The 24066-nt window shown below is 58.8% G+C and carries 20 protein-coding genes; 8 read left to right on the top strand and 12 right to left on the bottom strand.

All coding sequences use genetic code 11. The annotated features are described in order from the left end of the window. Positions 1-2: 2 nt before the first annotated feature. The 11 genes from DMP06_RS00085 to DMP06_RS00045 all read right to left on the bottom strand — a co-directional run bounded on the left by DMP06_RS00085 (position 3) and on the right by DMP06_RS00045 (position 12902). Positions 3-2435 (bottom strand): PIN domain-containing protein, encoded by a 2433-nt coding sequence (locus tag DMP06_RS00085; protein WP_123207717.1) that lies wholly within the window; start codon positions 2433-2435, stop codon positions 3-5. Next, on the bottom strand, positions 2422-7347 hold the full coding sequence (locus DMP06_RS00080) for an AAA domain-containing protein (RefSeq protein WP_123207716.1): 4926 nt from the start codon (positions 7345-7347) through the stop codon (positions 2422-2424). Before DMP06_RS00080 ends, DMP06_RS00085 begins: the two co-directional genes overlap by 14 nt. A gap of 282 nt (positions 7348-7629) precedes the next feature. Then, positions 7630-7779, bottom strand: a complete 150-nt coding sequence (locus DMP06_RS11375; RefSeq protein ID WP_161957760.1) for a hypothetical protein — start codon at positions 7777-7779, stop codon at positions 7630-7632. A gap of 94 nt (positions 7780-7873) precedes the next feature. Continuing rightward, complete coding sequence (locus DMP06_RS00075) at positions 7874-8680, bottom strand: hypothetical protein (protein ID WP_148042463.1); 807 nt, start codon at positions 8678-8680, stop codon at positions 7874-7876. Between the two features lie 476 nt (positions 8681-9156). Continuing rightward, entirely contained in the window at positions 9157-9321 is a 165-nt protein-coding gene (locus DMP06_RS11370) for a hypothetical protein (protein ID WP_161957759.1), read from the bottom strand. Between the two features lie 66 nt (positions 9322-9387). After that, a complete protein-coding gene (locus DMP06_RS00070) occupies positions 9388-9738 on the bottom strand; it encodes a hypothetical protein (RefSeq protein ID WP_123207714.1) in 351 nt (116 codons plus the stop codon). Continuing rightward, positions 9735-10067, bottom strand: a complete 333-nt coding sequence (locus tag DMP06_RS00065) for a hypothetical protein (protein WP_123207713.1) — start codon at positions 10065-10067, stop codon at positions 9735-9737. Before DMP06_RS00065 ends, DMP06_RS00070 begins: the two co-directional genes overlap by 4 nt. A gap of 11 nt (positions 10068-10078) precedes the next feature. Further along, positions 10079-10708 carry a hypothetical protein gene (locus tag DMP06_RS00060; protein WP_123207712.1) on the bottom strand — a complete coding sequence of 210 codons (630 nt, stop codon included), beginning with the start codon at positions 10706-10708 and terminating at the stop codon, positions 10079-10081. A gap of 33 nt (positions 10709-10741) precedes the next feature. Then, positions 10742-11350 carry a hypothetical protein gene (locus DMP06_RS00055; protein WP_123207711.1) on the bottom strand — a complete coding sequence of 203 codons (609 nt, stop codon included), beginning with the start codon at positions 11348-11350 and terminating at the stop codon, positions 10742-10744. A 169-nt stretch (positions 11351-11519) separates the two neighbouring features. After that, entirely contained in the window at positions 11520-11870 is a 351-nt protein-coding gene (locus DMP06_RS00050) for a single-stranded DNA-binding protein (RefSeq protein WP_123207710.1), read from the bottom strand. Positions 11871-11999: 129 nt separating this feature from the next. Beyond that, positions 12000-12902, bottom strand: a complete 903-nt coding sequence (locus tag DMP06_RS00045; RefSeq protein ID WP_123207709.1) for a hypothetical protein — start codon at positions 12900-12902, stop codon at positions 12000-12002. A gap of 285 nt (positions 12903-13187) precedes the next feature. Between DMP06_RS00045 and DMP06_RS00040 the strand changes: the two genes are divergently transcribed. From DMP06_RS00040 to DMP06_RS00015, 6 genes are all read left to right on the top strand, one after another. Then, positions 13188-14885, top strand: a complete 1698-nt coding sequence (locus tag DMP06_RS00040) for an FAD-dependent oxidoreductase (RefSeq protein ID WP_245962323.1) — start codon at positions 13188-13190, stop codon at positions 14883-14885. A 386-nt stretch (positions 14886-15271) separates the two neighbouring features. Then, a complete protein-coding gene (locus DMP06_RS00035) occupies positions 15272-16123 on the top strand; it encodes a DUF4013 domain-containing protein (protein WP_161957757.1) in 852 nt (283 codons plus the stop codon). Between the two features lie 204 nt (positions 16124-16327). Next, positions 16328-17401: a site-2 protease family protein gene (locus DMP06_RS00030; RefSeq protein WP_123207706.1), complete on the top strand. Its 1074-nt coding sequence runs from the start codon at positions 16328-16330 to the stop codon at positions 17399-17401. 9 nt (positions 17402-17410) lie between these two features. Further along, positions 17411-18466 carry a flavodoxin-dependent (E)-4-hydroxy-3-methylbut-2-enyl-diphosphate synthase gene (gene ispG / locus DMP06_RS00025; RefSeq protein ID WP_123207705.1) on the top strand — a complete coding sequence of 352 codons (1056 nt, stop codon included), beginning with the start codon at positions 17411-17413 and terminating at the stop codon, positions 18464-18466. A 161-nt stretch (positions 18467-18627) separates the two neighbouring features. Further along, positions 18628-20346 carry a proline--tRNA ligase gene (locus DMP06_RS00020; protein ID WP_123207704.1) on the top strand — a complete coding sequence of 573 codons (1719 nt, stop codon included), beginning with the start codon at positions 18628-18630 and terminating at the stop codon, positions 20344-20346. A gap of 309 nt (positions 20347-20655) precedes the next feature. After that, on the top strand, positions 20656-21654 hold the full coding sequence (locus DMP06_RS00015) for a bile acid:sodium symporter family protein (RefSeq protein ID WP_123207703.1): 999 nt from the start codon (positions 20656-20658) through the stop codon (positions 21652-21654). A 181-nt stretch (positions 21655-21835) separates the two neighbouring features. Here DMP06_RS00015 and DMP06_RS00010 read toward each other — a convergent pair whose 3' ends face one another. Continuing rightward, positions 21836-22336 carry a YbhB/YbcL family Raf kinase inhibitor-like protein gene (locus tag DMP06_RS00010; RefSeq protein WP_123207702.1) on the bottom strand — a complete coding sequence of 167 codons (501 nt, stop codon included), beginning with the start codon at positions 22334-22336 and terminating at the stop codon, positions 21836-21838. A gap of 233 nt (positions 22337-22569) precedes the next feature. Here DMP06_RS00010 and DMP06_RS00005 point away from each other — a divergent pair, with 233 nt between their 5' ends. Together DMP06_RS00005 and DMP06_RS11545 are read left to right on the top strand one after the other, a co-directional pair. Next, positions 22570-23853 carry a peptidase U32 family protein gene (locus tag DMP06_RS00005; protein WP_123207701.1) on the top strand — a complete coding sequence of 428 codons (1284 nt, stop codon included), beginning with the start codon at positions 22570-22572 and terminating at the stop codon, positions 23851-23853. Positions 23854-23863: 10 nt separating this feature from the next. Further along, on the top strand, positions 23864-24066 hold a 203-nt coding region (locus DMP06_RS11545; RefSeq protein ID WP_220092506.1), incomplete at its 3' end, for a hypothetical protein.

Here is a 24066-nt window from a genome sequence, read left to right as displayed (position 1 = left end):
TCCTATCTCTTCCCGCCTTTTTTCTTTGCTCGCTTCTTCTTTATCCGCGATTCTTTCCTAGCCTTGAGGAAATCTCCCGAACCGGTCGACTCGACCGCATTCGCTTCTGCCAGGTTCCGGAGGTTGGAGTCGTCGGTTATCAGGACGGGCTTCTTGAAAAAGTATCTGACGGCAACCGAGAGGACCTTGCTATCGTTCCTGTCCTTATCGCAATCATCGGACAGCAGCTCAGGATGGCTGTTTTCCCTCAAATTGAGCCAATCGAATGCCCTGTGATTGTCTATAGCCCTAATGGCATCGCGGGCTTTCAGGGCCCTCTCGCCATCTTCGGAGGACTTGAGCCCATCAAGTTCATCGAGAACAACTTTCGGCACAATAAGCAGTGCCTTGTTGTCCTCGAAAGTTTCCACGAGCTCTGGCGAATTCATCAGTGCGCAGGTGTCTACGACATAAACCGCAGCATATTGGAGCGAGCTCTCGTCGTAGAACGGCCTTATGCCCTCCGCGACGCTCTTCATCGATATCGACGCTTTCGCAAAGGGGGAGTCCGAACGTTCGGCCTTCTCGAGGTCGATCCCCGCGACGCTCAGGTTATCCAGGTTTTGCTGCCACGATTTGAGTTCGGCGTACACTTGCACGAGAGAGCCCTTGTTCGCTATGCAGAGCAGTCTCGCATCCTCCTCAGTGAGCGGTTTGTACACGTCGGCATCGGAAAGCAGCGCGGAAACGCCGTCGCAAGACCGTCTCAGCTGGAGCATCGAGCGCTCGATGACAGTCCAAGCTTTGAGCGAATAGAGGTCAGCGGAGTCGAAGGCTGACATGATTTCGTTCAGGCAGCGATCGCTGTAAAGGGAGGCGACGATATCGTCACCAAGGGAGGAAACATCTATGCCCCGCTCGTCGAGCGACGCCCAGAGCTTCCAGATCTGGGTGACGCCTGACGGCTCCGGAAGGGAGCGGAGGCCGGCTGCAACCGCTTCATTTAGGATTATGTCGTCTTCTTCTGGTGAGCAATCGCTTTCGACTTCCGCCATCCTCTCCGCGATGTCATCAAATGTGCATCCCGAGAACACGTGAGCGAGCTCTTCGGCGAGCGCAGCCCGAGCGACTTCGACGGATATGCATTCGCTTCCGAGAAAGGTCTTCGCCGCGTGGTTTACGCCTTCAATTGCCGCGCTCTTCTGGGCTAGGCCCTTCATATTTGCAAGCGCGTCAAGAGCTATCTGCTGGAATAGGCCTTCTTCGCCAAGGACGAGGAGGGGCAGGGCGGCGAGCAGCGAGTCTCCCGAATGCCCGGTGGCGATCTCTTTGCATATTGACCCCAGCTCCCCCTGCGTTGACGGAGCGGATGAAAGAAGCGTTGCGCCGCGCGTTGCGTCCCCGGCGCGCAGCTCGTAGTTCTCGATGTGCAGCGTTTCCTTCGGGAACGAGGAGATGGCTCCTTCGGAGAGCATGTCTTCTTGGACCTCTATGAGAAGGACTCCGTTTTCGAGCCTTGCCGAAAAGCCTCCCGAGGATGGTATGCAGAGGACTTTTCCTCGAAGCGCATCCTTGTCGATGATGCTGACCAGTTCGTCGAAGCAGTCGGCCCTAATCACTCCTATATTGCTAGATGCCAAGAGCTCCCTTACGTGGGGCGCGATATTTTTCGGGTTGTCAAGCCAGTTGAGCTCAGCATCAGGATCCGTTACGACCGTACTTTGGAGACCTTCGGTGAACTGGAAATCCAGTTGCTCGAAGACCTTCGCAGACAGAGGCGTGCCCCCCATTCCGTTAAGGTGGCAAATCAGGTCCTTGCCGACCTCGAAGGGGCAAGTGATGTTTTTCCATAACAGCTTGCCCCCTGATGCCGTCAGGTCTTGGATATGCGTTTCCTTGGTGAGCCACGGGTTGTTCGAGCGGCCGCGCGACGACTCCAAGTAGCCAATGATGGCCGCCGAGGGAAAGACTACGTCATCGGCAGATTCCGCTTCGACGACCTTGATGCCAGTCGCCTCAGGGGAAAGGTGTCTTTCCCGGCCCTCCTCGCAGGCCTCCTTAAAGACGTCGTAGTGAACATGGACGACGTCCTCCATTGTGCGCGCCGGGAGGATTCCGTCCTTGCGCAGCTTCTGGCCCCTCTCCGTGAGCCTGAATTGGCTCATCGGCATCTTGCCCAAGGGAGCTTCGTCGGACAGTCCTTCGACTACCAACATGCCGCTTCCGACCAAGTCGAATATAACGGGCTTTATTAGCCTATCAGCATCTTTGATCGAAAGGATGTCCTCAAAGACCGCGGCAAAGGGGGCGTCCCGGAAGCTGGGGTCAAGCGTGGATGCCTGGATTGCTTCGAGGATTACCCACTCGACTGCCGTAGCCTGCCTGGGAGCGTAATGCGAGACCGTGACGTCGTAGGCGACGCGGGGGAAGGAGAGCTTTACGTCAGCGAGCTTCATTCTTCACCTTGTTCCTCTCATAATCTGCGAGCACCTGTCGCGCCGTCTCGTCTCCGATCAGCTGGCTCGTGCTTCTCACGCATCCCTTGCTCAAAAGGTCCTCGAGGATGTACCTGTACACGGGAACCTTGCGAATCTCGCCGGTGTCCATGTTCGGAAGCTCGACCTTTAGCCCTTCGTACATGTGCTTGGCGCCGACGATGACTAGCATTTCCTGGGCCCGGGAGAACGCGACGTTGATTCTTTCGAATGCTACGACGTGCTTGCTTGCCCTGGTGCGCGCATTGTTCCTGACAAGGCTCGCGATGATGATGTTCTTCTCCTTGCCCTGGAAGCGATCGACGGTATTGATGTCAACGTCGATTGCCGAGAAGTCGAACGCCTTCTTAGCCGCCTTGAACCTCCTGCGCAACTCGTTCACCTGTGATTGGTAGAAACTGATTACGCCGATGCTCTTCCTCTTGCCCTTGCCGTAGCCAGCCCTCTTGTACTCTTCCGCCATCCGCTTGAGAAGCTCGATGATCGCCGCTATCTCGAGGTAGTTGCATGCCGAGGTGCTGCGGCCCAGGAAGCTCTCATAGATCGGGGTGCCGTCCGGCAGCGAAGACGAGTCGATCCAATACGCATGGCTGTCCTTTGTGATGAACGATCCCCCGTCGATCCCCCTGAACGCGAGCCCGTGGGATTTGAGCCTATTATCCTGCTCCGCGCTCAGCCCAGCCTGAAGGCGGCCGTCGTAGAACCGGTTGATGATATCCATGATGTCAGTGTGCATGCGGTATTGGACGAGAAGTGAGTGCTTGATGCTCTCGTCGGCTGCCTCGAAAAACTCCTTGAACAACGATGAGGTCACCATGCTCCGGAAGCGAGCGAAGTTTTCGCCCGTCATGAGGTCTCTGACGTCTTCTGGGATGGACTCGGGGTCGCTGATGAGCTCCGAGTACGATTTCTCGTGCTCGTCGAACATCGGTGGCAGCTGCCGGTGGTCACCAACCAGAATCGCCTTCCGAGCCTTCATGAGAGGGATTAACAGCTCGGGCGGGGTCGCTTTGCTCACTTCGTCGACGATGACCACGTCGAACGCGTCGAATCCGGCCTCGTCCAGGTTCCTCATGTTGTCAGTGCAGGAGATGCCGACGACATTGCAGGCGTTGATGTAGACCCTCTTAAAATAGTCGTTGTCGTAGTCCGCGGTTTCGCTGTTGTCGAGCCGGTCGCGAAACCCTCTGATGACGGGCTCCCAGATGCTCCTCATCGCGCTCTGCGCGTCAAGCCTAGCTTGGTGCGCCTCCCGTTGGGTCCTTAGTTCGTCGACGATGGCGTCAGCGTCCGCGGTCGAAGTGCCGTATTTCTCCGAAAGCGATACAAGGGTTCGGGACTTTTGCGAGATCTCCTCTTCGCAGGCTTTGATTTTATCCTCGGTGCTTTCGATGAGCCCCTTGGTCGACTTAATCTGCTCGAGAATCGTCTGGGAATCGTCCGACTTCCCCTCCTCAAAACCTTTTTCCAAAATCGAGCGAACCTGCCCGACCGCTTCGTCCCACCCGCGAAGGAACGACTCGATGGACGAAGCAACCTCTTCGCCATCACCACCCTCAATGCTCGCCAGCAGCCTCTCGTCCAGCAGGGATTTCTCCCTCGCATCGAGGCTGACTGCGTTGCCGCCGCTTTTTCGCTTGTCTAGCTCAAGTTTGATTGCCTTGCGCTCATTTCGCCACTTTGCCACGGCGTCTTCGTCGTCATCGTCGATGGCCTCCGTCATCCTGGCCGTAACGTCTTTCAGCTTTCTCTCCAGGACCTGAACCTCGCCATCGGTCTGCGTGCTTGAAGAGGATCGGAGCTTGTTGGGCACGTCTCGAATGACCGCGGCAGATGAGAACGCTATCTCGATAAACCCGTTAAGGGCCCTGCTGCTTTGTGTCGAGGGGCTAATGATGGAGGGCACGACCAGCAACCCCGATTTGACGGCGCCGTTGAGGCAGCTGGCAAGAACGGGCATCGAAGATTCGAGCTGGCGCTCCGACAGATAGAGGTTCCCCAAGTCCGGATGTGACGCCAATTCTGCGAACTGGCTCGCTTGGCGATGCTCCTGAACGATGGCGTCCCTTGCTTCTTGGGCTTCCTCAAGTTGTGCTTCGTATCTGCGCGCATCCTCCCTCAGTTCAACGAGCCTCTCTGCGAGGGCGCTTCTTCTCTGCCTGAGGGTTGCCAGGTCTTCCCTGTAGTACGTCGCGTCCCTTATGTCGGTCTCGAACTCGACGGCTTTCGCATCAAGGGAATCCCAGCTGTCAAGCCAAGCGCTTGAGAGGGATGAGGACAGCGAGGAGTAGTAGGAACGGAGAGCCTCGTCCTCCGAGTATTTATGGGGTGGTGTACCGTCGAGATGGGACTTCCTTCTGCTTTTCTGTCCTAGGCGTATCGCCCTGATTTGCGGATTCTCGGCAAGGCGGTCAAGGGCGTTGTCGACAGCGTCGTTCGATTGCGAAGCGATCAGAACTCGGTTTCCCCTTTTCGCCAGCTGGTATATCGCTTCTGCGATGACCGTGGTTTTGCCCGTACCGGGAGGGCCTTGGACGAGGCACAGGTCGGGCGCGTCGAGCATCTTCTGAACGGCGGCTTTCTGATTTGGGTTGCTCGCAATACCGGGGTTTAGCCATTCGTCGACTTCTGTAGAGAATCCACGCTTCGGCAAACGAGCGCGAGTGGCGTCGAAGAGCCAAAGAGCAAGGTTTGGGGATTTTGATTGATCGTTGCGCAGGCCTTCGATTGCCTTGGCGAACCGGTTGATGAGCGCAAATTGGCCGGCAGCTGAGAGCGCGAGAAATCCCTGGTTATGGTACTTGCTTAATAGATTTTCGATTATGTACCGAGCCTCTTCCTTCGGCTCGGCGTCTAGCTCTGCGACCTCGTCAGCGTCGTCGTCGTTCAGCGAGTAGGCTACTCGTGCCATATAGGGGACGTCGAACGTGCCCCTGATGCTCGCCTCGTCCTCCGCGGAGAGCGGCACAGCGTAGACATTCGGAAGATCGTCGAGGTAGCCTTGCGCCAGGACTCCTTCGAATCTGCCGAGCGGGACCCCCCTTGCCCTTCTCCCGCGCCTGCCGTCGTTCTCATTGAATTCGAAGAACCATTTTTCTGTCGAATAGCTATCTCCGAAGACGAGAATGTCGCGCGACCTCAGGTGCTTCCGAAATGCTTGGAACGCCTCTTTGCTTTCAGAGACAAGTTCGAAGACGAGGTAGCCCCTACCCTCGTCGTACGACACGTCGTAGTACTTGCACCCCGCGATTTGCTGTTCGGCTAAACTCTTCTTCCAGCGGAGGTACTCCTCCCATTCGTCCAGCCTTGCGGAGGTGTGCTTCGTAATCGAGGCCGTCTCCTCGAGCGCATCATACAGGAAATTGTTGGCCCCAACGTTCTTTGGATCCCTGAATACGGTCGCCACGCAGGAGGCCTCGTATTCCAGCTGCTCGGTATCCATGGTGTCGTAGATGCTGTCTACGACGAACTCTTTGCCTCTTACGCGACCCTTGAAGATCAGCGAGCATCCTGGCTTCAGTATCGAGGAGAGATAGCAGCCTGCTGTCAGCTCGGGACGAAGCGCGAGCACCTTGTTATCGTTGCCGCTTGCGCCCTCAAAGGTAAGGTTCCTGATGAATATCCGCGACTTCATCCCATCTGGAAAGGTGCTGCGAAGAATCTTCTCCAGCTTGTTGCTGGAAGGAATTGCGACGATGTCGGGAAACGTCCGCTCCAGGTTTCGCATGCTTTCGGCGAGGCAGTTTAGCCTCTCTTCAATACCATCCCTGTTTTCGTTCAGCCTCAGGCAAAGCGGCCCTTCGTAAGATAGACCAGTGTTGTTGACATTCTGGTACTCCTTAGCATCTCGCGATTCTTGCAGCCTCATCTGCCTCAACCGCTTGATACTGAGCTCGATTCGGCCGTTTTCCTCGTTTACGCGAAGCACTGCTGCTTCGACGGAATCCCCCACGCGGACTATTTCATTTGGATTGTTAACGAAACCGCTCGAAAGCTCCGATACGTGTATGCGCGCATCGACCCCCCCGAGGTCGACGAATACGGCATTGGGGAGGATATTCTTCACCGTTCCCGAAACAATCGCATCCTTCTCGAGCCTCGAGAAGACTTCCTCCCTACGTCTTGCATCCTCCTTCTCTTCGAACTCTCTAATCGAGAGCTCGAGCTCATCGCCAGACGGCTTGAGCGAGGCGCATGCTTTGATTGCATCTCCAACTTTGACCACCTCTGAGGGATGGCTCACGAATTTGTTAGCCAGCTTCGAGATGTGAATCCAGCACTGGACTTCTTTGCCATCGCAGGTATCTTTGAGTCTGACCGTGATTCCTCGGTCCTGAATCGATAGGACTGTCCCCTCAAGGTAATCTTTGCTTGCAAGCCGTACGAGGTCTCGGCGATAGCGGGCCTGCGCCTCTTCGCGCTGTTTCCTCTCTTGTTCGCGCCTGATTCGCTCTTCTTCTTGGCGCTTCTCTTGCAGGATTATGCACGCCGAGACCTGCACGCTCTTCTCGTACTTCGACATCGAAATGATTCGGAATGTCAGGGGCTTCCCAACATAAACGTTTATGTCTGGGACGTAACCGAGATCGATTTTCGAGATAGCCATGTAGGCCGTTACTCCATCGAGATCGAAAACTAGCTCCTGCTCGTGGCCGCGGCGTTTTGTTGATGATTCAGCAGCGGCGGTAATAGCAACCTTGTTCTCATACTTTCTTTCCAGCGCTGCCCAGGAATGCTCAAAGCAAGCTGCTTTTGCTTCAGCGGCGCGTTTCTCTTCCAGCTTTTTCCGTTCCGCCTCCTGTCTTTTCCGCTCCGCTTCTTGAGCAGCCCTCTGCTCCGGTGAAGGACCGAATAGGAAATCGAAAATACCCATATGAAACCTTTCCGAATTACGGATGAAGTTGACCGTTGTTGTCAAGATATATTTTAAATCCTTTTTCCTTGTAGCTGCGTCCGCTCGTCGAAATCCAGCGTAAGGCGGCCCATCGCCCGCGTCGTCAACAGATGCGAGTTCGGAAGCCGGCGCACCGGCAACCTCGTCATACGGTGGACGGTGCTCATCGGCGCGCGGACGAAGACGCTGTGGTGGGAGGCGGGCCGCTGGTTCGTCGTGGCAAAGGGAAGAGGCCCCGCCCGTGAGGGCGGGGCCTGCCCGTCATTCCTCCTTCTCGAGCTCCAGCGCGAGCTCGGCTGCGATCGCGACCCCTGCGACGTAGCCGAGCAGCCACGCGGGATCGCAGGCGTCGCGGTCCTCGCCGCCGGTCACGTGCGCGAGGTTCCCGATCAGGTGCGAGACATACCGCATTGCGTCAATTTAATAGAAAACCCCTGACCAGACATGTGCCTGAGCAGGGGCCTCGTCTAATACCAACGCCAACAATTTGTGATGGCTCTCGCGGTTAAGAGACGTCGGTCCACCATCTAAAGTGGATATCGCTCATGGCGGAGTTGAATTGAGGCATGCCTTCGTAGTTATTCAAATAGCCTGTTACCGATAGCCACGCGCCGCCGTCGTCGACGGCGTTGAGCATATCGAGGAACGGGTCTATATCTTGAGCCCATATGACGAGCGTCACGTTGCCACTTGATGGATACGCTTCTCCGATGTCGACAAAGACGGGGGCGCCTGCCTCGTCGACGGCTTGGTAGACATCGACAACGGGGCCGACGACGGTGCAGGTCGTTCCCATATGACTTCGGGCATTGTACCAGCGCTGATCATCGGGCACCGATGTGAGCTCGGGCGCGGTGGTCGGCCAACGCTCGTCCTCGTACCGGGGGACGCGCCTGGCGCCACCGTCAGACGGGGTTGAGTCCGATATCGGCTGCTCTTGATCGTCGAGCACCGATTCAGGGTCGAAGCCGTAGTCGTAGTCTTCGTCGACTACCGAATCGTTTTCTTCGGTCTGCGAGGTTTCTTCGAGAGCATCATGCGAGGGAGTTTCGACGGGCCCTCTCATCATGAAGCCGAGGGCAAATAGGGCGACGCAAAGCACTCCGGCGACAGTGTAGCCTCGGTTTTTACTACCGAGCTTGTCGTTCAGTGATACTACAGCTATGAAGGCTCCAGGCGCCGCTGCTAGAAGCATCATGAACGTCGTGGCGTCAAGAATTATCGTTCCATTGCCTAATCCCAGCAAGAAAATTGCGACGACCACGACACCGAAAACGCCCCAGCCAACTAACACGGCCCCTCCTTCTGACAAAGTACGCTCTTTATTATACTGTGAGTAAGGCAAGGTCAATTGCATGTCAATGGCGCACAAAGGCTTTACTACTGATTTTTCGGTGTGATAGCGTATGAAGTAACATACGTTTTAGGTTTTATCGAACTGTGCTTGTCGGTTTCGGAGGGTGCTGTTCAGTGTGTTTGGCTGCTTGCTCCTCATTGTTGCATCGGGTTACTGGGTGTATTGGTTTCATAAGTACGGGAAAGATGACAATCGTCGGGGTTGCTAGTAAGGAAGGGTGAATCTTCCCGTTCGGTAATACGTTGATGTGCCAGATTCAACCGCAAGCACCCGAAAGCAGAGCGCAAAGGGGCCGACGGTATGGCAAGGCTCCGCAGTCCACCAGCGCTTGGCTTTTGGCTGAGGGGCCTTTCTCGTGGGCCTAAGACGGCTTGAATTACGGCAAGGAAGAAGACCCCTGTCCAGGTATACGCCTGAGCAGGGGTTTCGTGTTATTCGTTCTCTTTTTCGTCGAGTTCCAATGCGTACTGCGCGGCGCACGACATGACCGCGACGTAGCCACGCAGCCAGTCGGGGTCGAAAGCGTCGCGCTCTTCGCCGCTCGCGATGTGCGCGAGGTCCTCGAGCAGGCGGGAGACGTACCGCTTGCCGTCCATTGGATTGCCCCCTCCATGCTCCCGGGGAGCATGCGGTGAGCCAAGTGGAGCGACGTCAGGCATGCCTCACGCCTCGTCGTTGATCTCCCAGGCCTCTGGCATGACATCGTGGATGTCGCCTTCGCTGCCCTCGATGCGATCGAGCATCGCGACGATGCACTGGGCGATCTCGAGGCCTATGTAGTGGGCCTGGGTGTCAACGCTGAGCGCGGACCACTCGGGGCATATGCGGCTGTCCGGGTTCTCACTCGAGGCGTTCCAGGAGGCGGCGTAGTCGTCGAGTGAGTCCTCGAAAGTTGCGAGGCAGCGCCTGACCGGCGCGGATGCGAGACCGGTTGCATCCTCGAAAGGTTGGGTCCGCTTGATGGGGTAGGCGCCTACGAGCCGTCTGGTCTCGTTGATTTCTGCGGGCGTCATGCCATCCCGTCCTCCCCGGCGTCCGTGTAGTAGGCGTATTCGGGCTCGAACGCGGCGCTGCCGAACACGACCCCGATCTCCTCCACGCTCATGCGGCCGACCATGCCGGCGGTGAACTGCCCGTTGTCCGCGAGCATCCACGCGTGGGGCCACCACGCGGGGCGGCCCGCCCAGACGCGCTCCCAGTCCCCCTCGAAGACGTACTCGCCCATGTCGTTCAGGCGGTATACGCCCTGGTAGGGCTCGAAGCCGGACCGGACTCGGGCCCTGAGCTCGACAGTCGCGTCGAGGATGGCATCCATGGCCCTCTTCCCGATGGGCTCGCCCATGGCTTCACCCCCTATTTCGGCATGTGGCTCACGGTGGGCGTGCTCAGGTAGTTGTTGCAGTTCTCCTCGGCGGGGCCGTACTCGGCGTACATGGCCACGTAGGGCACGCCAATGGTGTCGAGGCCGTTCACGACGCGGCCGTCGCCGACGCCGACGACGGGGAACGCCCCGTAGGTACCGTCGACGCGCCGCACGTAGACGACGTCACCGACCCTGACCGACGCGGTCGGCACCTCCTCGGCGTCGAGGTAGGCCCCGAGCCGCTGGTCCTCGGGCTGCGAGGCGTCGATCTCGCGCAGCATGGCGTCGAGCGGGTACTCGCGCTCCTCCTCGAACGGGGTGTACGGGTACACGCGGTCGACGATCTCCCAACCCCGGATCACGTAGACCCCGTTGTCACCGGGGTCCATCTGCTTGTCGGTCGTGTAGCGGGAGATGCCGACACTGAGGCCCGACGCGCCCATGAAGTTGGCGATGACCTGGCACAGGCGCGCCCACCCGTACTCGTCGGAGTCGGGAGAGCGGAAGCCACGCAGCTCGCAGTATCTGAGGAACGCCTCGACGGAGTCCCTGCCCCCGTTCCAATGAAGGTAGACCCCGAGGTCCCTCTTCTCGGTCGTGATGACCGCCCTGTTTCCCATCGATTCCCCCTTCCTATGGTCTCTTGGCGCCGCTCACGCGGAGCGAGTCCGTGAGCGGACCGCCGCCCAGCATCTCCGCAGAGAACGCCACGGAGAGCGGCGTTCCGGCCGGCCGCGAGTCCCGGAGCCCGCCGCGACCCTCAGGCCCACCTCGAGCGGGGCGCGGTCGCGGTAGAAGAACGGGCTCACGGCGTGCCACGCGCCGTCGGCGGCCCGGGCTATGCGCCCGGTCACGACCGAGCCCGCCCACCCGGGGCACCCGGTCAGCTGCGAGCCCTCGACCGCGTAGGCCCTCCCGGTCGCGATGTCGGCGAGCGCGGCGACCGTCGCGTCACCCTCGGCCTCGAGCGCCTCGTAGACGAAGCTGGCGAAGAGGCCCGACTCCGCGACGGCGACGGCGTCGTCGCGCGCGGGGCCCGCGGGGAGCCCCGCCGCGTACTCTGAGAGCGGGGTGGCGCCGTCGCGCGACGCGCAGTCGAAGAGGAACCAGTCGGCGAAGGTCGCGAGGCCCACGCCGGCGAGCCCCGCCGTGGGGGCGACGGCGCCGGCGTAGGCGTCGACGGCCTCCAGGAACCGCTCCGGGGACCCGTCCCGGGCCTCGCGGAAGGCGTCGTCGAGGATGTCGCAAAGTGACTGGAGCATCGTCTTCTCCTCTCTGTGATCGATTGGTTGTCCATGCGCAGCCGGCGCAGCAGGCGTTGCACCCCATTCCCCTTCATCGTTCTTTGCGATTAGGGAGACGGGGAGGCTGCTGCGCTCGCTGCGGGGTTGGTCGCCCGCCGATGCGGCGAGTCTCTCGGGGCTCGCCGGGTCACGTCGTCGCGGCGTCCCCCTGGCGCCTCGTCCGCCACTCGATCTCGTCGACCATGACCTCGACCTTGCTGCGGCGCTGCCCCTGGCGGTCGGTGTAGGCGAGCTGCCTCAGGTGTCCCTGGACCATGGCGAGCGTCCCCTTGGTGAGATAGCGGCTGATTGCCTCGGCCCTCGCGCCGAACACGGCGCAGTCGATGTAGCTGGGCCTGTCCTCGTAGCCGCCGTCCGCGCCCCTCACGCGCTCCGTTACGGCGACCGTGAAGTTCAGCACCATCGTCCCGCCCTTCGTGGAGCGCAGCGCGGCGTTCTCGACGAGGTGTCCCGATATGGCTGCCGTGTTGACTGACATGATCCGATCCCTTCTCTCGATTGGCAGTGACGCGCACTCACCCGTGGCGGCGCTGGCAGCGCCGCCAAAGAGAGAAGAGAACAACAGTAGGAAGGCCTGTCGCAATCGCAGCAGTCTCTATCTCAACACTCAATATTCTGATTTTGGTGGCGATATGGTGGCGGTGATGGTGGCGATAAGAAAACAGGCCGAAAGCTCACAGCCTTCGACCTGCGAATTCGTGGTGGGCGTTACAAGATTTGAACTTGTGACCTCTTCCGTGTCAGGGATGATGAAGATAAAAGCTTGCGGGATTACTGTAATAGATTGAATTTTTTTTTGGCAGACAGCATCAAGGGTGAAGATTGCGGCCAGAAGCACAATTGAGATGCCAAACACAGGGAGCCATGTGCCGTCAGGGGCCCATGTTTTGTAGTAGCTCAAAGGGAGCGAGAATGCAACGATGCATGCCAGCACTGAGGCGGGCATGGGAAGCCGCGCGGTTTGCGATTCCCGTGGCGGGACTTTCGCGACACCGCTGGGGCTTAGTCGAAGTGATGCAATGGTGACTGCAAGGGAGGCGAAGGGTAAAAGCGAAATGAATGCAAGCCCTATATTAAAGGGCGCTTCTCGAATGATTATGCAACCCGCAAGGGCTAATAGTGCGGCGATAGCAAGGATCTTGCGTTGCACATCATACCCTTGCAGTCGGGCAAGCGCTTCTCCCCAAAGGGATGGAAAGATTGATGAGCCAAAGCCAATGAGTATTGCCGAGAGCGCTGATGAGCGCGGAAGGCCGATAGGCGCGATTCCCGCAAACAGTAAAACACAGCCCGCCGTCATGCAGCATGTGGCGACTACAAGAACGATGCGATGCTCCGAAAGAGGGAAGCACGCACGAGGAAGAAAAGTAAGTGTTGCCAGTGCTACGAAGTGCATTGATATTGCAATGAGCCAAAGCTCCGTGCCAGTGCCGCTGGCGGCAGTAAACGAGGGGTTTAGGAACACCACGTGGTACCACATGCTGTAAAACCCAATGCCCAGAAAGCACAAAAGGGCGCTTCTTCTGACGGCTTTCGATGTTGAAATGGGTTTTATGATGGCCCCCTAACGTTTGAATCTATCCGAAAAGATGATGCTCATTATCACAAAGCACCAGGTCAGTTATCGCCCGTAGCAGGTGATTGAGAAGGAATCACCAGTGGTTCTTGATGCGGAAGGCGAAAGCGCTTTATAGAGTGACGCCATCGCATCGAAATGAACGACAGCGGTAATCATAGCAAAATCGTTTAGATGCGATGCAGTTTTATGCATACCGAGGAAGGGGTAGACGTGGATATGCAACGGGGTATGAGTCGTCGAAATTTCTTCAAATTGGGTGGAGCTGCCGCTTTAGGTGCTGCGGGCACTGCGGCGCTTACCGGATGCAGTCCTCAGCAAGCAAGCGATGGCGTAGACGCTGCGGAGGCAACGCAATCCCAAAATGGTTGGAGCTGGGAGACCGCGCCTGAGCCTATTGATGATTCGGCTATCGTGGAAACGGTGGAAAAGGATTTCATCGTTGTGGGCGCCGGTCTTGCGGGCGTTTCTACGGCATGCTCCATTGCCGAAAACGGTGGCGAAGTCGTTGTGATTGAGAAGAATGCCACATACTCTTGGCGTGGCGCCCACTACGGCTCCATTAACAATAGGCGTTGGCGCGAGCAGGGCGTTGAGGTTGATCCCACGGATGTGACACGCGATTGGATTGCTCAGTGCAACAGCCGTTGCAACGAACGTTTGGTGTGGACTTTCTTGAATCGTTCGGGCGAAGCTCTTGATTGGCTTTCTGACAAAGTTGAAGCGCATGGTGGCGTTGTCGATTTGCTGGGGTGCTGCTATCAGAATCCCACATATAAGAATATTACGGATCCGTTATTTATTCTAAAGGTGAGGTTTTTCCATCAGACGCGAAGAGCGGCCCCTACAAACGAAGAGATTGGGAATTTTGAGATGGCAATCTACAGTCTCTATAACGACGCGGTAGATGCCGGTGCTGAGTTCTCCTGGAACGCTAAAGCCGCACAGCTTGTCAAAGAAGATAATCGTGTGACGGCAGTTATTGCGGAGACCGAAGAGGGCTACAAGAAATTCGTTGGTCGCAAGGGTGTCATCATGTGCACGGGTGATATTTCGGGCAATGATGAGATGTGCGAAGCCTACTCTCCGCTCATGTTGCGCTGCGAACAGACGCAGTACGTGCCGGTTGGGGCCAACATGGGAGAGGGCCAGCAGATGGGTATGTGGATTGGAGCGAAAATGGAAGAAACTCCGTTTTCACCCATGATTCATCCCCAGGGATATTTGCAGTTGAGCCAATGGTTCCTCTCGGTCAACACGCTCGGCAATCGCTTTATGAACGAAGATACATGGGGGCAGGGTAAGTCTCTCGGCGTACTTACCACGCCGGGCAATGCCGATCATGCATGGTGCATTTTCGATAGCGAATGGCAGAACCAGATTCCAGAAACGCTCGATATTGGCGGTGGAATGTTCTGGGTCGGCCCTGACCATCTTTATGGTCAGGAATACAGCCCCGGCTTTAATCAGGGGCAATTTGATACCGGCGTGGAAAACGGTATGGTCAAGCAGGGTGACACCTTCGAAGAGCTTGCTGATGCCATTGCTGCCGATGAGCCTAGTTTTGATAAAGAGGTATTTCTTGCCGAAGTTGAGCGATACAACGAGTTGTGCCGTGCAGGAAAAGATACTGATTTCGGCAAGCGCGAGCAGCTTCTTTACGAGATTAAGAATCCTCCGTATTACGCTGCGAAGTACGGTCCGTGTCGCATGGTGTGTCCGGGCGACATGCTTATCAATACGAACAGTCAGGTTTTGGGTGAGGACGACAAGCCAATTGAGGGCCTCTATGCTGTCGGAAACTGCTCTGGCGGTCTGTATGCCGTCGACTACCCTCTGGTTGTTCTTGGCGATAGCCATGGCCGCTGTGTGACGTTTGGCTATTTGCTTGGAAGACAGCTCATGGGCGTCGAATAGCACTGGCTTCCACTCGATTTCGCACAAGCGAATCGATGCGTGAAAGCACGGCGGTGCCCCTCCTGTTTTCCGCCGTCGATTATGTGAGGAGCCGAGTTCCCTTTCTCGGTTCCGATAGCAAGATGGGCGATGCCAGGCCCTCCTCGGCAGTTGCCCATTTTTTGTTTCAGGGGTTATTGCGATGGGCAATCGTTGCGGGTGAGGTTTGGGATCGGCTAGCGAGGTTGCTGCGGTGCTCGATTTGCCGGCTTTCGCCCGATCTCGCGCTTCAAAAGGTACAAAGCTCGCTTAAGTTGCAGAAGGATTGCAATTTAGGCGAGCTTTGTGCTGTTCTTGGGGCTACATGGTACTATCGGCGCAATCATTGTCCCGATGAAAGGGTTCGCATGGATCAGACGACTCCAAAAGGTCTCAAAGACGGCTTCTCGTATCTCAAACAGGCGATGGCGGATGTCACCCGTACGCCGCGCTGGTTCGTCATTTTACTGCTCCTGGCCCTGGTCACGTGCATTCCCATTTTTGGCGCCGTAGTCATGTACGGTTTTCTGCTCAGATGGGCGCGCGAGGCGGCATGGCGCATTGATACGCCCATGCGGCCCCGCGTATTCGACAATTCCGACGGCGTGCTGTATGCGTTCGGCTGGCGCGCGTTCGGTCTTGCCTTGCTGTATTCGCTGATTCCTGGCGTTGTAGCGGCGGCTCTCATGTCGGGTCAGGTGGCGGAACAGATCGCATCGGGCGCGTTGGCGGGTTCCGCGTTTGGCGGAAGCGCTGCTGCGGCGGTCGATGTGACGCTTGATCTGCCCGGTCAGATTATCTCGCTCGCGGTTGAATGGCTCGTTATGCCCGTGATCTGGGTGGCCATGATGCGCATGGCGCTTTATCGCGATGGCGGTGCAGGCTTGCAGCTGGGTAAGATTTTCCAGATGATTCGGCGCGATGCGGGCGGGCTGGTTCCTGCGTGGCTGTTCTACTGTGTGCTCAACACGGCGCTTTCGTTTGCGGCGTCGGCTATCTCGAATTGGACGTATGCGGCGCTTTTGAACCCCTCTGCGGCTATGCTGGGCATGTCGCTAGCCATGCTGGTCGCAACGTTCGCCCTGCAGGTGGCGTCGACGTTCTTGATGGTGGTTACGCTTCGTGCCGTGGGCCGATGGACTGCGCAGTTTGAGGTGGCGCAGTGGGGCCCCAAGGATGCGCCGCTGCCTCCGGCAGGTGGCTACGGTGCCGCGCAGTAGCCGCGAGCGAACAATCGAATCGGTCAAAGCCCTCGGGTTGCGAGGGCTTTTTCATGCAGGCGGTTCGGGCGAGGGGGCCTGAGGCGAAATCCGCTTATGCGCGTATGGGCAATTCGTTCTTGTTCGGTTACGATGCGGGAACGCTCCATTTCACGTTCACGTCTCCTTGGTATAAAGCCATGAGAAAACGAAGAAAGGCGTTCTATGGACATTATCCTCATGATTGTGCTCATCGTTATCGTGCTGAGCATTCTCGTGTTCATCCATGAGGGTGGGCATTATTTGGCGGCGCGCGCATTTGGCGTGCGCGTGACGGAATTCATGCTGGGTCTGCCTGGCCCCAATATAGGTTTCACGCGCAAAGGCACAAAGTTCGGCGTGACGGCAGTGCCGTTGGGCGGCTACGCCAAGGTGTGCGGCATGGAGCCGGGCGAGGAGAATCCCCATATCGAGCGAGCGCTGGCATACGCTTACGAGCATGGCACCGTGTACGCCGACGATGTAGCCGAGGAGCTGGGCATCAGCCTGGAAGATGCCATCGACGTCATGTACGTGCTCGAGGATTGGGGCTGCGTGGATGGCCCCGGCAAAAAGGACGAGCATAATATCTTCCGTACGCGCGCCTATCGCGATAAAAAGGCGGGTATCGATTTGGCGCAGGGCACCCCGCGTCCTTTCGAGGATCCGCATGCGCTCTATTTGCTCGAGCGTGCGCAAACCTATCGCGCCCAGCCGTTTTGGAAACGTACGGTTATCCTTCTTGCCGGCATCTTCATGAACCTGCTGTTCGCGGTGTTGGCGTTCGTGCTCGCGTTCTCGGTCATTGGCGTGGATGTGACCATGACCACGGGTGAGATGCAGCATGTGAATCTCAATCCGCTTGATGCCATCCAGATGGGCTTTATGGTAATCGGAGTGACTGCGCAGGCCATTGTGAGCCTGTTCAACCCGCAAACGGCGGCGGATGTGGTGTCTCAATCCACGAGCGTGGTGGGCATGGCGGTCATGTCGGTCGATTTTGCCGCGCAAGGACTGGGCTGGTTCATCTATTTCATGGCGATCATTTCGGTATCGTTGGGTCTTATGAATCTTCTGCCCATCCCTCCGCTCGACGGTGGACGCTTTGTCATCGAGATCTTCCAGAAGCTTTCCAGGCGCATGGTGGGCTACAAGGCCATGAACGCAATGAGCTTGGCAGGCATGGCTCTGTTTTTGGTATTCTTCCTATTCATGGTGAATCAAGACGTGCAACGTTTCGTCTTCGGAAACTGGGGATAGGGAGCCATCATGAAGCCTAACGAACAAACGCGCCAGGTGATGGTGGGCAGCGTGCCTGTGGGCGGGGGAGCGCCGTGCGCGGTGCAGTCCATGCTCAACGTTTCGGGCGATGACGCGAAGGCCAATCTCGCGCAGATTCGTGCGCTCGCAGATGCGGGGTGCGAAATTGTGCGTATGGCCATTCCGCGGCGCTCGTGCCTCGATGCGTTTGCCGCGGTGTGCGAGCAAAGCCCGCTTCCCGTGGTGGCCGACGTCCACTTCGACGCGCAGATTGCCATCGAGGCCGCCCGTCGCGGCGCCGCAAAGCTGCGCATCAACCCGGGCAACATTGGCGGATGGGAAGCGACCGACGCCGTGATCGAGGCGGCGGGCGAGGCGGGCATCCCCATTCGCGTGGGTGTAAACGCAGGGTCGCTCGACGAGGCGCTTAAGAGCCGCACCGATCTCACTCTGCCGGAAAAGCTCAGCGCTTCCGCCATCGACTACGTGCGCCACTTCGAAGATCGCGGCTTTCATGATGTGGTGGTTTCCGCTAAAGCGCACGACGTGATGACCACCGTGCGCACGTATCGCATGCTGTCGCGCGAGATTCCGCAGGTGCCGTTGCACATTGGCATCACCGAGGCCGGAACGCTCATGCAGGGCACGGTCAAGTCGGCCGCGGGCCTCGGCATCCTGCTGGAGGAGGGCATCGGCGACACCATGCGCATTTCGCTGACCGACGACCCCACCGAGGAGGTGCGCACCAGTTGGATGCTGCTTGCGGCGCTCGATTTGCGCCGTCGCGGCCCCGAGATCATCAGTTGCCCCACATGCGGCCGCTGCCAGGTCGACCTTATCGGGCTTGCCAAGCAGGTGGACGCGCGTCTGTCCAGCTGCTCCAAGCCGCTCAAGGTCGCGGTCATGGGATGCGTGGTCAACGGCCCCGGCGAGGCCGCTGATGCCGATATCGGCGTGGCGTGCGGTGCGGGGTCGGGCGCGCTTTTTGCCCATGGGAAGGTTTTGCGCAAGGTGCCCGAGGAGGGCATCGTGGACGCGCTGATGGAAGAAATCCAAAAGATGTAACAGCGGCGAAAGGCCTTGCGCAACGGGCTCGTGGCGGGTATCGTTGATGGGCTAAGATTTGAAGCCGAAATAGGACGGCAACCAGGCCTCAAGGCATGCGGCGCGCCATGCGTCGGCTATGCGCGGCGGCTGCCATCCCGATGTCGAAGAAGGAATCGCACATGACCACATTCGCCAAGCATGCCGTACTGCGCATGAGCGCGCTGTATGCCCCCACGCTCAAAGAGGATCCCAGCGATGCGGACATCGTATCCGCCAAGCTGCTCACGCGCGCGGGCATGATTCGCAAAGAGGCCGCAGGCCTGTATTCGTTCTTGCCGCTGGGCATGCGCGTGCTGCGCAAGATCGAGGACATCGTTCGCGAGGAGATGGATTCCCACGGCGGTCAAGAGATCCTGATGCCGTTTGTGCAGCCCGCCGAGCTGTGGCACGAGAGCGGCCGCTGGGACGATTACGGCCCCGAGCTTTTGCGCGTGGTCGATCGCCACGGCAACGATTTCGTGCTGGGCCCCACGCATGAGGAAATCATCACCGATCTGGTGAAAAACGAGCTGCGCAGCTACAAGGATCTGCCCAAGAACCTCTATCAGATTCAGGTGAAGTTCCGCGACGAGCGCCGTCCGCGTTTCGCCCTTCTGCGCGGCCGTGAGTTCGTGATGAAGGACGCCTATAGCTTCGATGCCGATGAGGCGGGTCTGGACAAGAACTACGCCCTGATGCGCGACGCCTACACGAATATGTGCGAGCGTATGGGTCTGAACTATCGCATCGTGCAGGCGGATTCCGGTCAGATCGGCGGCAATGAGTCCGAGGAGTTCATGGCGCTCGCCGACACGGGCGAGGCCGAACTTGTGCACTGCACCTGCGGCTATGCTGCCGACGTCGAGGCGGCCGCGTGCACGCCGCATCCGGTGGCGTATCCGGCGGATGCATGCGAGAAAATCTCCACGCCCGGCGTGCATACCATCGCCGAGCTGGCGGCACATCTCGGCTGCGAAGAGGCGGCCTGCATGAAGGCGTTCTCCTGCAAGGATTCCGAGGGTCGGATTTGGGTGCTGTTCGTGCCCGGCGACTACGAGGTCAACGACGTCAAGGCGGAGCGCGTGGTGCCCGGATTCGCCCCGCTCACCGATGAGGAAATGAAGGATGCCGGCCTGGTCAAGGGCTCCATGGGTCCGGTGGGTCTGCCCGAAGGCGTGAAGGTTGCTGCGGACGAAAGCCTGCGCGGCATCGAGCGTTGGGTGGTTGGCGCCAACGAGGACGGCTATCATCTGGTGGGCGCCAAGCTCGGCGAGGATTTCCAGGTGGACGCGTGGGCCGATCTGTGCATGGTGCGCGAGGGCGATGCCTGCCCCGTGTGCGGCAAGCCGCTCGAGCTGGCGCGCGGTATTGAGGTGAGCCAGATCTTCAAGCTCGGCGACAAGTACTCTCGCGCCATGGGCGCCACCTTTATGGACGAAGACGGCACCGAGAAGCCCTTCATCATGGGCTGCTACGGCGTAGGCGTGTCGCGCACGATGGCGGCCGCGGTGGAGCAGAGCCATGACGAGTACGGCATCATCTGGCCTGCGGGCATCGCGCCGGCGCATGTGTGCGTAATCCCGCTTTCTCCCAAGCCCGACGAGGTTACCGAGGCGGCCGAGAAGATCGCCAGCGAGTTGGCGGCTGCGGGTCTCGAGACGGTGATTGACGACCGTGCCGAGCGTGCCGGCGTGAAGTTCGCCGACAATGACCTGATCGGCTGGCCCGTGCAGGTTGTGGTTGGCAAGCGCGGCCTGGCCGAGGGCACCGTGGAGGTCAAGAACCGTGCCACGGGCGATAAGGTTTCCGCTCCGCTGGCCGAGGTCGAAGCTGCCGTCAAGGAGATTCTGGGCTTCTAGGCTTCCGAGGCATTATTGAGGCGCACGGAGCGAAATCAGCACGGGGCGAAACCATAGGGCGAATCGCGCGTGCGGCTCGGCATGAGAAGTGCGGCATCCTTAGGGGTGCCGCTTTTCTTTTGGAAGCTTGCCCGCTCTTATGGCCGCATATCTGCACATTGGCCCCGTTTGCCGCCGGTTTGTTTCCGAAATGTTTCCGTCCCTTAATACCACTGCACTCTAATGTGCTAAAGCGCTACAATGCTGCAACCCTCCGAAAGCGGCGGGTTGCGCGTTTTGCGTAAAGGATTCCGAGGAAAGGGAACAACGATGAAAGTGCTCGAGAGGATAAGTGACTTTGCTGGAAAGTACATGGCGATTATCGCGCTTCTCGTAGCCATTATCGCCCTGGTCTTTCCCGGTCCGGTATCTTCCGTCATCAAGACCAGCTATGTGAATACGCTTCTGGGAATCGTCATGTTCGGCATGGGTATGACGCTCAAGCTGTCTGACTTCAAGGTGGTGTTCACCAAGCCCAAGGCCGCTATTGCCGGTATCTTTGCTCAGTTCATCATCATGCCCGGCCTGGCATTTATCCTGGTGCAGCTTTTCCAGCTGCCGCCCGAGCTGGCCGTGGGCGTCATTCTCGTGGGCTGCTGCCCCGGCGGTACCAGCTCTAACGTCATGACGTTCCTCGCCAAGGGCGATGTTGCCCTGTCCGTTGGCATGACCGCGTGCACCACCATCATGGCGCCCGTCGTTACGCCGGCGCTGGTGCTGCTGCTGGCCGGTCAGACGGTCGACGTCTCGTTCATGAGCATGTTCATGTCCATCGTTCAGGTGGTGTTCGTTCCCATCGCCGCGGGCTTCGTTATCAACTACTTCTTCGAGAAGTTCGCGCAGGGCTTCGCCAAGGTGCTGCCGCTTATCTCGGTTGTGGGCATCTCGCTGATCATCATGGCCGTCGTTGCTGCCAACCAGGCGAATGTGCTGGCCGTGGGTCCGCTCGTGATCCTCGTGGTCATGCTGCACAACGTGCTGGGCTACGCGCTTGGCTACGGCGCAGCTCGTCTGCTGGGGTTGTCCAAGGCTCAGCGCCGCACCATCTCCATCGAGGTGGGTATGCAGAATTCCGGCTTGGCTACCTCTTTGGCTACGGTGCACTTCGCCGCCATGCCGATGGCCGCTGTGCCGGGTGCCATCTTCAGCGTGTGGCACAACATCTCTGGCGCTGTGTACGCTAACTTCCTTGCCCGCAGCGCCCATGAAGCGCCCGCCGGCGAAGAGGCTGAGGATGCCAAGGTCGCCACTCAGGGTGCAAATGCGTAAGCGCCCACTGGATGGGCCGCGATAGAAGCCCTTTCAATTGAATACCGCTGCAGGACTCCTGTAAATTCAAGATCCCGAACAGTCGCTCGGGATCTTGTCTTGCATGCGTATGCAATTATTGGGATGTTGTTATGCATCGCGCCTGGGTTCTGAGGGGCGTTTCAGCTCCCTTTTACCCTCATCAGCTCCGACTAGGAATCAGCATCCCCGCCTCGTCAATTACGTGTCCGCGGCATGCGCGAATGAGCTCATTTGCCCAGAAGGGCGCATCGAGCAGGGGCTCTTCGTCAAGCGCATACACCTTGAGCGTGTAGGCGTGGTCCGCATCGGGCGGGCAGGGGCCCACGTAGCCGGTGCCGCGCTCAGGCTCGCTTTTGGCGGCGCTGTTGTAGCCTTGGATCAGACGGCAGGGGCATTTGCGGCTTGCGTCATCGGGAATTTCCAACGATTCGTCGAACGGGCCCTGGATAAACGCCGTCCAATGCACCCAGGGGAATCCGCATACCGGCACGCTGTCCCAATCCAAAAACACCAGGGCAAGCGCCTCGGCGTCGGCAGGGATATCCTCGATCAGAATGGGGAAGGAGCGACGGCAGCTCCATTCGTGCTTGTCCTCGGGTGCCGCATATTTGCCGTATGCATCGGGAAGATAGCCATTTTCCAGTTCTACGTGCACGTGCATGGAGTGCCCCTTTCGTTGGAGTGTTGAACGCCCGGCCGGATTTCGGCGTTGGGCGCATCCTCATCTTACGCTTTGGCGGCCTTCCGCGAATGACGAGAAGGAAACGAAATGGTTAAAGGATTCAAATGGGGAGCGCAAAGGGGCGAATGCGGAACTCGATGCCGCGCACAAGCGCCCGATTCGCTATACTTGCGCGGGACAATCGGCAGATGAGGGCGAAAGGCGAAAACGCAATGCGCACGATGGAATTGCTCGCTCCGGCGGGTGGCAGGGAACAGCTGGAATACGCGATTCATTTCGGCGCGGATGCCGTGTATCTTGCCACGGAGCGCTACGGCATGCGCAAACGCGCCGATAACTTCACCGAGTCCGATTTGCCCGACGCCATCGCCTACGCCCATGCGCACGGCGCGCGCGTGCACGTGACCGTGAACACCGTGATGACCGATGCCGACGTGGACGATCTGCCGCGTTATTTCCGCTTTTTGGAGCAAGCCGGTGCCGATGCCGTGATTGTGAGCGATTTGGGTGCCATCTCCATTGCGCGCTCGGTGGCGCCGAAGCTCGAGATTCATCTGTCCACCCAGGCATCGTGCGAGAACGCTGCCAGTGCCCGCGCGTACTACGATTTGGGCGTGCGTCGCATCGTGGTGGCACGCGAGATGAGCCTCGATGCCATAGCCGAGCTGCGCCGCCGCATTCCCGACGACCTGGAGATCGAGGCGTTCGTGCACGGCGCTATGTGCATGGCCTATTCGGGACGCTGCCTGATCAGCGATTATCTGACCGGCCGTGGTGCCAACGTGGGCCACTGCACCCAGCCTTGCCGCTGGAAGTATGCGCTGGTCGAGGAGACGCGTCCCGGAGAGTATTTTCCCGTGGTGGAAGACGACCGCGGCAGCTTCATCATGAGCTCGCACGATATGAATATGCTTGCGCATCTTGATGAGCTTGCGGCAGCGGGCGTGAACAGCGTGAAGATCGAGGGGCGCGCGAAGGGCGCCTACTACGTGGCCAGCGTGGTGAACGCGTATCGCCACGTGCTCGACGGCGAACCCGCCGATGCATGGGAGGCGGAGCTTGAAACCACCAGCCATCGTCCCTGGTGCACGGGGTTCTACTTCGGGCAGCCGGGGCAGAACAAGGGTAGCGTGGAGTATGCGCGCGCCTACCAGATGGTGGCGTGCGTGGAGGAATCGGGAGCGGTGCTGTGCCGCAATCGCTTCGCCGTGGGCGATACGGTGGAGGTGCTAAGCCCCGGTCAACCCGTGCGCACGTTCGATATAGGCGGCATCGTATGGCACGCCAAGCCTGAAGCCGATTTGGCCGAGGTTCAAAAGAAGGGCACGGGCGTAGTGCTGGGCCCCGATCCCGCTTGCGTGGGCGGCCATCTCGTGCGCGTGCAGGTGGCCAACCGCACCATGGAATCGTATTCGATAGAAGCGCCCTTCCCGCTGCGTCCGCGCGACATCCTGCGCGCCTATCGCCCCGAGCAGGATCTGGGTCGCACGCTGTAGAGCGTTATCTATGCGTGGCAAACTGTTGTCTTTTGCTTGCGAAATAAGAAAACGAAATTCGAAAACGGGTCTAAAAATTTCGGTTTGGGACTGCGGACGAAAAGTTGGACGCGATTCACGCGTCCGGAAGGGGGTCCGCATGTATGATAGGGACGTGGTGGAGCTTGCGCTGCTCGCCCTGGAGGAGGGCATGACGCACGCCGAGGCCGCCGA

The organism is Slackia equolifaciens (assembly GCF_003725995.1).
Taxonomy (GTDB): domain Bacteria; phylum Actinomycetota; class Coriobacteriia; order Coriobacteriales; family Eggerthellaceae; genus Slackia; species Slackia equolifaciens.
This window is presented reverse-complemented; position numbering and strand designations above follow the sequence as displayed.

Coding starts and splice junctions, on each gene's coding strand:
- DMP06_RS00085 (WP_123207717.1), bottom strand. CDS start 2,435: ATGAAGCTCGCTGACGTAAAGCTCTCCTTCCCCCGCGTCGCCTACGAC.
- DMP06_RS00080 (WP_123207716.1), bottom strand. CDS start 7,347: ATGGGTATTTTCGATTTCCTATTCGGTCCTTCACCGGAGCAGAGGGCT.
- DMP06_RS11375 (WP_161957760.1), bottom strand. CDS start 7,779: ATGCGGTATGTCTCGCACCTGATCGGGAACCTCGCGCACGTGACCGGC.
- DMP06_RS11370 (WP_161957759.1), bottom strand. CDS start 9,321: ATGGACGGCAAGCGGTACGTCTCCCGCCTGCTCGAGGACCTCGCGCAC.
- DMP06_RS00070 (WP_123207714.1), bottom strand. CDS start 9,738: ATGACGCCCGCAGAAATCAACGAGACCAGACGGCTCGTAGGCGCCTAC.
- DMP06_RS00065 (WP_123207713.1), bottom strand. CDS start 10,067: ATGGGCGAGCCCATCGGGAAGAGGGCCATGGATGCCATCCTCGACGCG.
- DMP06_RS00060 (WP_123207712.1), bottom strand. CDS start 10,708: ATGGGAAACAGGGCGGTCATCACGACCGAGAAGAGGGACCTCGGGGTC.
- DMP06_RS00055 (WP_123207711.1), bottom strand. CDS start 11,350: ATGCTCCAGTCACTTTGCGACATCCTCGACGACGCCTTCCGCGAGGCC.
- DMP06_RS00050 (WP_123207710.1), bottom strand. CDS start 11,870: ATGTCAGTCAACACGGCAGCCATATCGGGACACCTCGTCGAGAACGCC.
- DMP06_RS00040 (WP_245962323.1), top strand. CDS start 13,188: ATGCAACGGGGTATGAGTCGTCGAAATTTCTTCAAATTGGGTGGAGCT.
- DMP06_RS00035 (WP_161957757.1), top strand. CDS start 15,272: ATGGATCAGACGACTCCAAAAGGTCTCAAAGACGGCTTCTCGTATCTC.
- DMP06_RS00030 (WP_123207706.1), top strand. CDS start 16,328: ATGGACATTATCCTCATGATTGTGCTCATCGTTATCGTGCTGAGCATT.
- ispG (WP_123207705.1), top strand. CDS start 17,411: ATGAAGCCTAACGAACAAACGCGCCAGGTGATGGTGGGCAGCGTGCCT.
- DMP06_RS00020 (WP_123207704.1), top strand. CDS start 18,628: ATGACCACATTCGCCAAGCATGCCGTACTGCGCATGAGCGCGCTGTAT.
- DMP06_RS00015 (WP_123207703.1), top strand. CDS start 20,656: ATGAAAGTGCTCGAGAGGATAAGTGACTTTGCTGGAAAGTACATGGCG.
- DMP06_RS00010 (WP_123207702.1), bottom strand. CDS start 22,336: ATGCACGTGCACGTAGAACTGGAAAATGGCTATCTTCCCGATGCATAC.
- DMP06_RS00005 (WP_123207701.1), top strand. CDS start 22,570: ATGCGCACGATGGAATTGCTCGCTCCGGCGGGTGGCAGGGAACAGCTG.